This is a genomic window from Streptomyces sp. NBC_00259, assembly GCF_036181745.1.
In the GTDB taxonomy this organism is placed as follows: Bacteria; Actinomycetota; Actinomycetes; order Streptomycetales; family Streptomycetaceae; genus Streptomyces; species Streptomyces pratisoli.
The window spans coordinates 8156358-8164743 of the sequence record NZ_CP108080.1 but is presented as its reverse complement, the minus strand read 5'-3'; the positions used below and the strand labels follow the sequence as shown (position 1 = coordinate 8164743).

General features: G+C 67.9%; 6 protein-coding genes. 3 read left to right on the top strand and 3 right to left on the bottom strand.

From position 1 onward, the window contains the following. Nucleotides 1–406 precede the first annotated feature (406 nt). The 3 genes from OG766_RS36615 (at nt 407) to OG766_RS36605 (ending at nt 4138) form a co-directional block, all read left to right on the top strand. Nucleotides 407–928: a hypothetical protein gene (locus OG766_RS36615; RefSeq protein ID WP_328724174.1), complete on the top strand. Its 522-nt coding sequence runs from the start codon at nt 407–409 to the stop codon at nt 926–928. A gap of 88 nt (nt 929–1016) precedes the next feature. Continuing rightward, nucleotides 1017–1484, top strand: a complete 468-nt coding sequence (locus tag OG766_RS36610; RefSeq protein WP_328724175.1) for a hypothetical protein — start codon at nt 1017–1019, stop codon at nt 1482–1484. Next, nucleotides 1433–4138, top strand: coding sequence for a DEAD/DEAH box helicase (locus OG766_RS36605; protein ID WP_328724176.1), 2706 nt, complete (start codon nt 1433–1435; stop codon nt 4136–4138). Before OG766_RS36610 ends, OG766_RS36605 begins: the two co-directional genes overlap by 52 nt. Nucleotides 4139–4154: 16 nt before the next feature. Here OG766_RS36605 and OG766_RS36600 read toward each other — a convergent pair whose 3' ends face one another. The 3 genes from OG766_RS36600 to OG766_RS36590 form a co-directional block, all read right to left on the bottom strand. Beyond that, on the bottom strand, nt 4155–4718 hold the full coding sequence (locus OG766_RS36600; RefSeq protein ID WP_328724177.1) for a hypothetical protein: 564 nt from the start codon (nt 4716–4718) through the stop codon (nt 4155–4157). After that, entirely contained in the window at nt 4715–6715 is a 2001-nt protein-coding gene (locus tag OG766_RS36595) for a tyrosine-type recombinase/integrase (RefSeq protein WP_328724178.1), read from the bottom strand. Before OG766_RS36595 ends, OG766_RS36600 begins: the two co-directional genes overlap by 4 nt. A 488-nt stretch (nt 6716–7203) precedes the next feature. Then, complete coding sequence (locus OG766_RS36590) at nt 7204–8364, bottom strand: tyrosine-type recombinase/integrase (RefSeq protein ID WP_328724179.1); 1161 nt, start codon at nt 8362–8364, stop codon at nt 7204–7206. Between the last annotated feature and the right edge of the window lie 22 nt (nt 8365–8386).

The window sequence follows — 8386 nt, the reverse complement described above, 5'->3', positions numbered from 1 at the left end:
TGTTGCGCTCCGCCCGCGGGAGCGCTGGCGGGCCGCTGCGCGGCCCGCTCACTTCCCCTGCTTCGCAGGGGAAGTGACGCTTCGTCCGCTGCGCTTCCGAAGCGATAGGACTTCGTTCTACGCTTGGGTCTTCGCTTCGCTCTGGCCCAAGCCGGCGGGTCCGCTGCGCTCCCCCGCCTCAACGGTCCTTCCGGCTGCGCCTCCAGGACCGCCTGGGCCCGCTGTCGCGGGCCTGGCTGACTGGAGGGTGGTGCCGGTCTGGGTTTGCGGGAGCTGTTTCGAAGTGATGCAGCATGTACAGTTTGCAGAAGATAGGGATACCCCTTTGGGTGCCCTGTGTGGAAGGCAGGGGATCCCTGTGGGTAATGCGAGGGCATATCCGGTCTACCGGAGCGAGGACGGGGATGTGGCGGCGGTAATCACCGTGGCCGTGTCTCTGGTCGGGTGTGGGGAGCTGTGGGAGGGGGCGAGTGTCGACCTGGATGCCGAGTTGCTTCGGGTCGAGGACGTCGTGAGGGCCCGCGAGGTGTTCCCGCAGGGCTGGTTCTCGGGAGGCGGCGAGCACTTCCGTGGGGTCGACCTTCCGGATGACGCCGCGGTGCTGGCTCATCTGCTGCCGATGATGCTCTCGGTCGAGGAGCCGGTGGAGGGTGATCTGCTGGACAGAGCGCCGGAGGTGCTGCGTCAGGCAGGGTGGGGACAGATCGCGTGGATGGCACTCAGTTGGCCGGCTGTGCCCGAACTCGGCCTCGGTCCGGAGCATGCGCGGACCGGAGTACAAGCGTGCTTCGGGACCGACGCCAACCACGAGCCGACCCCGAGCCACACCATGTACGTCCACGTCCGGCCCGGGGAGGACGAACGGGCGCAGCACCTCGCCCGTCAGATCGGACACGACGTCATAGGGCCTGGGGAGCACGGCTGGTGAAGAGCGACTGAATCAAGGAACTAGGTCTGAGCGGTAGGGCGGCCCGTCCGCAGTGTGCTGAGGGCGGGCTGGAGAGGGGTGGGTGTCGGTGACGGAGAACGCCGGGGTCTCGTACGAGGACTGCTCGATCTATGTGGATGTCACGGACAGCTCGACGGTCATCGCCTGGCTGAAGGAGCGTCTCGGCCCCGAAGAGGAGGGCCGCGGCCTGATGGTGGGGGCGCTGCGGGTGAGCGGCGTCTGCAATGACTACTCCACGGGCAGGAAGGCGCATCCTTCCGAGTTCCTCGAGTGGTCGACCGTGCTGGAATGCGAAGCGCCCGCGGGAGTGGAGTCCGGTGCGGTGGTGGCCGCGGTCACGGACGTGCTCGAGACGCTGTGGCGTGGAGGGTGGAAGGCTGTAGCGGCGTGTGACTTCGAGGACGAACTGCCGGCCCACGGGGGCAGGGATCGCTACCCCCTGCCGTCCCCCTCGGGGAGCCTGCCGCATGCAAGAACGGGCCGATGGCGAAGCCTGCTGGTGCGGGGCGGGAAGAGGAAAAGGAAATCGGTGTGATTCAGCTCCGAGAACACCAGGCTGACCAAAAGGCGGCTTTTCGTAACTGGGTCGGATTTCCTGCAAGATCCTTTGTGCCTCCGGAGGGGGCTCGTGCCATGGGGGTGTCCGCGACCGGGTCCGGTAAGACGATCACCACCGCTGCGTGCGCTCTGGAGTACTTCCCGCAGGGGCGGATCCTCGTCATGGTGCCCACGCTTGACCTGATCGTGCAGAGTGCCCAGTCCTGGCGGCGGGTCGGGCACCGGGCGCCGATGGTCGCGGTCTGCTCGGTGGACAAGGACGAGGTCCTGGAGCAGCTCGGAGTGCGCACCACCACCAACCCGATCCAGCTCGCCCTGTGGGCCGGGACCGGTCCGGTGGTCGTGTTCGCCACGTACGCCTCCCTCGTGGACCGCGAGGACCCCGCCGACGTCACTGGTCGCCGGACTGTCCCTGGGCCGTTGGAATCGGCTCTGGCGGGCGGGGAGCGGCTGTACGGGCAGCGGATGGCTCCGTTTGACCTGGCCATTCTGGACGAGGGGCACATGACCGCGGGGGACATGGGCCGGCCGTGGGCGGCGATCCACGACAACAGCCGGATCCCTGTCGACTTCCGGCTCTACCTGACCGCGACCCCGCGGATCCTGGCCGCGCCTAAGCCGCAGCGGGGCCGGGACGGGCGGGAGGTGGTGATCGCTTCCATGGAGGACGACTCCAGCACCTACGGCACCCGGATTTTCGATCTCGGTCTGGCGGAGGCTGTGGAACGCTCAATCCTCGCGGGGTTCGAGATCGACGTGCTGGAGATCCGCGACCCTGACCCGATCTTGGGCCTGTCCGAGGACGCCCTGCGTGGCCGGCGCATGGCCCTGCTCCAGGCCGCGCTGCTGGAGCACGCGGCGCAGCAGAACCTGCACACCACCATGGTGTTCCACCAGCGGGTCGAAGAAGCCGCAGCGTTCGCCGAACAGATACCGCGCACCGCCGCCGAGCTGTACACCGCCGAAGCCTCCGCGGCGGCCCTGGCCGGTGCCGAGGAACTGCCCGCGTCATCGATCGACGCAGAGCTGTACGAGCTGGAGGAGAGCCGTCACATGCCTCCGGACCGGGTATGGGCGGACTGGCTGTGCGGCGACCATCCCATCGCGCACCGGCGGAAGGTGATCCACCGGTTCGCCAACGGCATCAACGCCCAGAACCGGCGCGTACACCGGGCGTTCCTCTCCTCCGTACGCGCCCTCGGGGTCGGGGTCGACATCACCGGACTACGCGGAGTCGAGGCCGTGTGCATCGTCGGCTCGCGCAGCTCCCAGGTCGACGTCGTCCAGAACATCGGACGCGCCCTGCGACCCAACCCCGACGGCACAACCAAAACCGCCCGGATCATCATCCCCGTCTTCCTCCAGCCCGGGGAAGACCCGAAGGACATGGTCGCCTCGGCCAGCTACCAGCCCCTCGTCGACATCCTCCAAGCCCTACGCTCCCACTCGGAACGCATGGTCGACCAGCTCGCCTCCCGCGCCCTCACCCGCGGCGCCGAACGCCGCCGCACCCACGTCCGACCCGCCCCTGCGGCCGGCCCGGAGAACGAGGACATGCCCGAGGAGACCAGCGAGGCGCAGCAGGAGGTCGACCGGGTCACCTCGATCGTGGTCAACTTCGCCTCCCCCCGCGACGCCGCCGACATCGCCGCCCTCACCCGCTGCCGCGTCATCCGCCCCCAATCCCTCATCTGGCTGGAGGGATATCAGGCCCTGCTCCGCTGGCGAGCCGAGAACGAGATCACGGGCTTGTACGCCGTTCCCTATGACGTCGAGACCGAGGTCGGGACGACGAAGGCGTTTCCGCTTGGCCGATGGGTGCATCAGCAGCGGAAATCACTACGGGCCGGTGAACTCGACCCCCACCGCAAAGACCTCCTCGACGAGGCCGGGATGGTCTGGGAACCCGGCGACGAAGCCTGGGAAACCAAACTCGCCGCACTCCGCGCCTACCACCGGACCACCGGACACCTCGCACCCCGCCAAGACGCCACCTGGGGCGAAGGCGACAGCGAACAGCTGGCCATCGGACAACTCCTCGCTAACCTCCGCCGCAAAGACGGCCTCGGCAAAGACCCCGAGCGAGCGGAACAGCGCGCGCAGCAACTGGCCGCGATCGACCCCGACTGGAACTGCCCCTGGCCCCTCGACTGGCAACGCCACCACCGCGTACTCACCGACCTCGCCGCCGACGAACCCCACGGCCGCCTGCCCCACATCGCACCCGGCGTCACGTTCGACGGCGACGACATCGGACGATGGATCACGCGGCAAAGAGAGGCGAGTGCCTGGGCGCAGCTCTCCGGCGGACAGCAGGAGCGACTGACCAAACTGGGCGTACAGCCCGCTGAAGCACCCTCTCCCGCCCCGGCGGCTGCGCGGTCGACGAAGGGCCAGGGCAAGGCACAGCAGGCATTCCAACGCGGCCTCGCGGCCCTCGCACAGTGGGTCGAACGGGAAGGCCAACGGCCTGTGCCGAGGGGGCACGCCGAGGAGATCTCAATCGACGGCGAGACTGAGCCAGTGGTCGTCAAGCTCGGCGTATGGGTCTCCAACACGAAAACCCGCCGCGACAAACTCGCCCAGGAACAGCTCAATGCCCTCCGGGAGCTCGGCATGGAGTGGGCATAACCGCCGTGGATGCCGTTCAGCGAGCCGTGTTCTCGGTGCGGATCATCCGGCGCAGGCTGGTCCGGGCAGCAATCAGGTCTTCTTCGAGGGCGGTGATGCGTGCGCGGGACGCGGCGTTCTCTGAGGAAGCCTCCTGTAGCTGGCGAGTGAGGTCCTGATTCAGAGCGGTCAGTTCGTCCGCTCTGGTCGCTGCGTCGGAGGCGTGGATGACATCGAGCTGCTGACCGAGTTGGTGGCGCAGGGCTGCCTGGAGCCGGTCACGTTCGTCGCGGAGGTCTTTGATTTCTTGCCGGGCGATTTCGAGTTCGGTGCGCAGGCTAAGCGGGGAGGGCGGGCTTCCCGTGGCAGATGGTGGGGTGCTGTGGGCTTGGCGTAGTTGGGCCGCTTCGATGTGCTCGCGTACGCCGGGGGCATAGGTGAGCCAGGTGGAGACGCGGGCGGCGCGGGCGACTGCGGCGAAGGTGAGCGGCTTTCCCTGTTTCTCGAGTGTGGCAAGAACGGTGAGGACACGGGCTCGTTTGTCGAGGCTGTGACGGCGTCTGGCTTCGGCGAGGGGGGCGGGGTTGCCGCGGGGATTCATCGCGGGTCTTTCGGTCGGGCAGGAGTGAGGGGCAGGAGGGTGTGGTTGTGGCCTGCTCGTGCTTTGCGCAGCACGGTGCTGGCTTCTTCGATCTGGGCGCGTTCGGAGGCGGGGAGGGACGCCAGGTGTGTGTTCATGCGGCCGATGACGCGCTGGTAGGCGGTGATTTGTGCCGTGAGGGCGGTGGTGACGAACTCGGCTGCGCCCATGGCGAGTGCGGTTTCGCGGTCTGCTCGCAGTTCGTTGATGTGGTGCTCGATGGCTGGCAGGTAGGAGGGGTCGGGGCGGTAGAAGCCGCAGCCGGCGCATTGGAAGCGGATGAGGCAGGCCTGGCCGCCGGCTTTGACGTTTGACGGCTCGGTGCAGCCGCCGTAGGGGACGGCGACGGTGCGCATCTCGTAGGCGGTGCTCGAGCTGGGGCTGGGGTGGCCGTGCTGGTCGAGGACGTGTGTGCTGAGTTTGGCTACGGCTTCGCTCTTCCGTTTGAGGGAGACGGTGTAGTAGCGCTGGGTCATGGCGATGGATTTGTGGTCCATCAGCTCGCGTAGCACGTCGACGGGGGTGCCGGCGTCTGCGTGGCGCTGGGCGTAGGAGTGGCGGAAGGCGTAGGGGTAGACCAGGGACCGGTCGAAGAGCAGGCGTTGTCCTTTGGAGTCGGTGCCTTCGGCGTGGAGCTGGGGCAGGGCGTCTGCCCAGAGCCTGAGGGCGTCGCTGAGGTAGGTGCTGGAGATGTGGGGGGCGTCGCTCAGGGGGGTGAGGGAGGGAAAGAGGTATCGGTCTCCCTTGGCGGGGAGGTGCAGCTGGTCGCGGCAGGCTTGCCAGGTTCGGATGGCGTCGGCGGTGGAGGTTGTGATCGGCAGACGTCGGCGGTGGCGTTTTCTCTTGTGGTTGTCCCAGATCAGGGTGGGCTGGCCGTTGTGGGTTTCCAGGCAGTCACGGGTCAGGGAGACGATCTCGAGGGGGCGGCGCCCGGTGTCGCGCAGGACGATGTACATCGTGCGGTACAGCAGCTGCCGGGCGTCTGGGGCGATGTCGCGGCAGCCGTAGGTGTTTCCGGTGCCCAGGGTGTCGAGGTGGGCGTCCAGTTGCCGGATGACGGATTCGGGGATGGCCTTGCCGATGAAGTCCTCATTGGGCTCCTCCACGGAGATGACGTGCTCGACGGGCACGCGGGTGAAGGTGCCGGCCAGGTCGTCGAGGGTGCCGCAGCGGCGTCCGTATGCGATGAGCTGGAAGAACATTCCCAGCAGGCTGCGTCGGAAGGAGGAGGAGTAGGAGGTGCCGTCTTGTTTGCGTGCGGCTCGGAAAGCGTCGACGACCAAGGTGGCATCGGCGAACGTCAGGGCGGCAGGCACATCGCCGGCGTCGGCGCGCTGGGCGAGAGCCGTAGAGGCGATGGTCGTCGCGTGGAACGTGCGCTTGAAGTCTTCCGTGGTGGGTCGGGCGGTGGTCACCCAATGACGCAGCGCCTGGCGCAGCCAGGGCTGGCGGACTGTGCGGAGATCGACGCGGCCGGGAAGCTGTCGGCGCTTGCCGGAGGCGCTGTGGCGCAGCCCGAGGACGCGCAGATCGATGATGTCCTGGTCGATGAGGGTGATCCCGGAGAACTCGCTGTATCCGGCGCGGGCGGCGGACTGCAGGTTCTCCAGTGTACGGACGGCAGCCTGGTGCGGCTTGGTGAGCCGGGCCGTGTTGGTGGCGTCCAGCAGGGTGTCGGCCGTGGTGAGGTGGCTGATCACGCCGCGGATCCAGTGAGGTTCCAGGGCACGTACCCACTGGTCCATCTGCTGCACGGCGTAGAGCGCTTCCCAGCGCAGCAGCTGGGGCAATGGGGCGAGGTGGAACTGGTGCGCCAGCAGATACAGGGGCTGGTGCGGTGCCCATTGGGCGGCAGGCATGGGGGTGGTGCTGGAGCGGCATTCCGCTCTCCAGGCGCGCCAGTGGTAGTTGCACAGCCCACTGGAGTTCATCGCCCAGCCGGAGCAGTGGGTCACCATGCAGTCCGGGTTTTCGGTGAACGGTGTGGCCCTGCTGCGAAGCCACCGCTCGAGCGTGCCTCTGGACGTGTGGTACTTCCATGATCCGTGGTGGGCGGCGCACAGGCCTCCCGATACCTGAGGGCGTACGCACCGTACGCCGTCCCGGGTGAGCGTGCACGGCCCGACGACTGTCAACGGCAGGGATCTGGAACGAGCAGGGATGAAAGTGGCGGCGAACTCTTCCCGCGGCAGACCGCTCTTTCTGCGCTGGTCCGAGCAGTAGGTACAGAACGTCTCCTGAGCGCGCACGATCACGTCGCAGCGGCGGGTGCGGCACCGGGAGGACGAGGTGCGCGGATTGTCGAGGTCTCCGGTGAACAGCCATCTGGCGCTGTCCCACTCCCCCGGCCGCCACGCGGGATCGATGTGGGCACGCAGCCACGTCTCCCACGACTTCGTGGCCTTCGTCGGTGCGGAACGTGCGACGGCAGGCGCACCAGCCGTGCTCACTGGTCCTCCCTCCATGCCTGGGCCCGGTCGACAGCCGCCCGGGTTTCGGACTCATCGACGTGGCGGTAGCGGTCCATGGACAGCGGCGAGGCGTGACCCAGCAGCTTTTGCACCACGTCCCGGTCTACTCCCTCACGTAGCCAGTGGGTGGCCGCGGAGTGGCGCAGCATGTGCGGGCGAGCCGGGTGCCCGGCGCGGCGGGCCAGACGGTCGAAGACGTTCTTGGCGTTCGGGTAGGTCATGGCCCGCCCCAGCGGGGGCCGGAAGAGGTTCACGAACACCATGCCTGTCTCGGCCGCCTCGGCCACCGGATTCCGTTCATGCTGGTAGTCGGTGTAGAAGGCGACGATGTCAGGGGTGACGGGGAGGCAGCGGGAGTGTCTGGACTTGGCCAGGGCCCGGTTCGGGTTGTCGGTGCGGCGCCGCACATGAAGGTGCGGACCTTCCACGGGGCATCCCAGGGAGCGTGACGAGGCCAGGAAGTGCAGATCCTCCTGGCGCAGGCCCAGGGCCTCTCCGATCCGCAGGCCGGTCGCGGCGAGCAGCGCGATGAGGAAACGGTCCCGTGCCCGGGGCGTATCCGCGATCATGCGGCGGATCTGCTGCGGGGAGAGGTCCTCGTAGCCGGGCTCGCTGACCTGGAAACGAAAAGCCGACACCTGGACCTGGCGCCACTGGCCGCGCTCGCCAGCGTCGTAACCGGCCGGCAAGAACCGCAGGAACTTCGGCTCCGACAGCAAGCCGGCCGTCTGCGCGGGAACCCAGCCGTGGAGAGCGCCGAAGCGCAGGAAGTCCGTGACCGCCGTCATCACCGCGTTCGCCGTACCCTGCGAACGGTAGCGGGGCGCAGCCGTGGTCGGACAGCGGCGGCTGCGGGCCGGCAGCGGCGTGGTGACCAGCCACTGCTGCAGCCCGGACAGCGCCATGAAACTCGGACGCGACCACTCGATACGGCGCTGGGTGCAGTAGTTCAGATAGAGAGCGAGACGGCCCGCATAGACCCGTTCCGTGTTCGGCGAGCGGCCCTTACTACGCAACCCCGCCAAAAACGCACACGCCTCGGCATGCAGGTCATAGGTCCGTGTATCGGCCACCACCCACCGCTCCACACCAGACGACGGAGACATCGAACGCTCAGCTGCATAGGTCTGCTCCACCCACCAAACAGACCAGACCCCA